The sequence below is a fragment of the Streptomyces mexicanus genome (assembly GCF_902506575.1).
Classification (GTDB): domain Bacteria; phylum Actinomycetota; class Actinomycetes; order Streptomycetales; family Streptomycetaceae; genus Streptomyces; species Streptomyces mexicanus.
In genome coordinates, this window is sequence record NZ_LR732658.1 from 1 (window position 1) to 2,105 (window position 2,105).

At 75.9% G+C, this 2,105-nt stretch carries 2 protein-coding genes; one reads left to right on the forward strand and one right to left on the reverse strand.

The window, feature by feature from the left end:
- Positions 1-106: 106 nt before the first annotated feature.
- The gene (locus GV126_RS34375; protein WP_159675192.1) at positions 107-1,150 is read left to right on the forward strand and encodes a zinc-dependent alcohol dehydrogenase family protein; all 1,044 of its coding nucleotides are present in this window, start codon (positions 107-109) and stop codon (positions 1,148-1,150) included.
- A gap of 28 nt (positions 1,151-1,178) precedes the next feature.
- Here GV126_RS34375 and GV126_RS34380 read toward each other — a convergent pair whose 3' ends face one another.
- On the reverse strand, positions 1,179-1,379 hold the full coding sequence (locus GV126_RS34380) for a helix-turn-helix transcriptional regulator (protein ID WP_159675194.1): 201 nt from the start codon (positions 1,377-1,379) through the stop codon (positions 1,179-1,181).
- Between the last annotated feature and the right edge of the window lie 726 nt (positions 1,380-2,105).

The window sequence follows — 2,105 nt, forward strand, 5'->3', positions numbered from 1 at the left end:
CGGGGGAGGTGGTGGGTGCGCGGGGAAGGTGGTGGGTGAACGCGCGTGTCACCCGGCGGTTAGCGTGGCGTCCGCAAGCGATGAGCGGTGGAGAGCGAGGCGGCGGATGCGCGCGGTGGTGTTCGAGCGGTACGGGGAGCCCGCCGAGGTGCGCGAGGTGCCCGACCCCGCACCCGCGGAGCACGGGGTCGTGGTGCGGGTCGAGGCCAGCGGGCTGTGCCGCAGCGACTGGCACGGCTGGCAGGGCCACGACCCGGACATCGCCCTGCCGCACGTGCCCGGGCACGAGCTGGCGGGTGTCGTGGAGGCCGTCGGTGCCCGCGTGACCCGCTGGGCGCCCGGCGACCGCGTGACCGTGCCGTTCGTCTGCGCCTGCGGCACCTGTGCCGCCTGCGCGGCCGGCGACCAGCAGGTGTGCGAGCGGCAGACCCAGCCCGGATTCACCCACTGGGGCTCCTTCGCCCAGTACGTCGCGCTCGACCACGCCGACGTCAACCTCGTTGCCGTGCCTGAGCAGCTCTCCTTCGCCACGGCCGCCGGGCTCGGCTGCCGGTTCGCCACCGCCTACCGCGCGGTCGTCCAGCAGGGGCGTGTCCGCGCCGGGCAGTGGGTGGCCGTGCACGGCTGCGGGGGCGTCGGCCTGTCCGCGGTGATGATCGCGGCCGCTGCCGGGGCGCGCGTGGTCGCGGTCGACATCTCGCCGCGGGCCCTGGAGCTGGCGCGCGACTTCGGTGCCGCCGCCTGCGTGGACGCCTCCGGTGTGCCGGACGCGGCGGAGGCGGTCCGCGAGGTGACGGGCGGTGGCGCGCACCTCTCCCTCGACGCGCTCGGCTCACCCGCCACCTGCGCCGCCTCCGTCGACAGCCTGCGCCGCCGCGGCCGGCACGTGCAGGTCGGCCTGCTGCCCTCGGCCACCGGCACCACCCCGGTCCCGATGGCCCGCGCGATCGCGCTGGAGCTGGAACTGCTCGGCAGCCACGGCATGGCCGCGCACGCCTACCCCGAGATGCTGCGGCTGGTGGCGGAGGGCGTCCTGCGCCCCGACCGGCTGGTGACGTCGGTCATCGCACTGGACGCCGTACCGGAGGCGCTCGCGGCGATGGGCACGGCCCCGGGAGCGGGGATCACGGTCGTCGAGCCCTGGCGCTGAGCGGCGCCGGCCTCACGGGCGGGCGGGGTCAGTCGGCTCTGCGGCCGCGGGTGCCGGGCCGGGCGGCCGCCCAGGCGCGGACGGTGTCGGCGTACCAGAAGGGCCTGCCGCCCTCCACGTGGTCGGGTGGCGGCAGCAGGCCGTGCTTGCGGTAGGAGCGCACGGTGTCCGGCTGGACCCGGATGTGCGCCGCGATCTCCTTGTACGACCAAAGCCGTGCGTCGGTCATGAGGACACCTCCCTGCGCGCGCCACGGCGGCGGCCGGGAGGGCCGTCCCAGGGAGCCGGGCGCGGCCGGCGATCATCAGCCTGTGCCCGGTGAACGACACCGGCGGAACACCGGCAAGTGCCTGTCACCCACGTGTGGCGGGGTGTTCGCGGACGGGAGACGGATGTGACGGACGTGTTGCGCTTGTGACAGAGCTGATGCCCGCAGCCGGCCGTCAGAGCTGATGCCCGCGGCGGGCCGACGGGCTCCGATGCGGCGTCGGCCCGCCTCGATATGGCGTCGGCCCACCCTCCTGCCGTCCGTATGTCCGGACAATGTGTTGACAGGCGTTCTGCTCCGGCACTAGAACCAGGGGAGTCGAAGTCAGTGCAGTCCTGGAAGACGAACCGGGGAGCCGACGCGAGGGGAAGCCGATGCCCGACGGCCCGACCGCCCCGGCCGCGCGGTGCGGCCCGTGCCGCCGTGCGCACGGCCGTACGCACGTTCCCCGTGCGCGACGGCGAGTGGCGCGTGGCCGCGGCCCCCGGCGGTTGTACCGTGCAGGTACATCACGGCACGGCGGACGGCGACTTGCGAACCCCGGGCGGGGGCGGGATCCGGGTGCGGGCACCCGGCCGGCCCGTGCCGCCCGGCCCACGATCGCCTCCGGCGCGGCAGGCCGCTTCGCCCTGGCAGGAGCGAAGCGCGAGCGCAGACTCCCCGCCCGCTACGGCCCCGCGCCGGAGG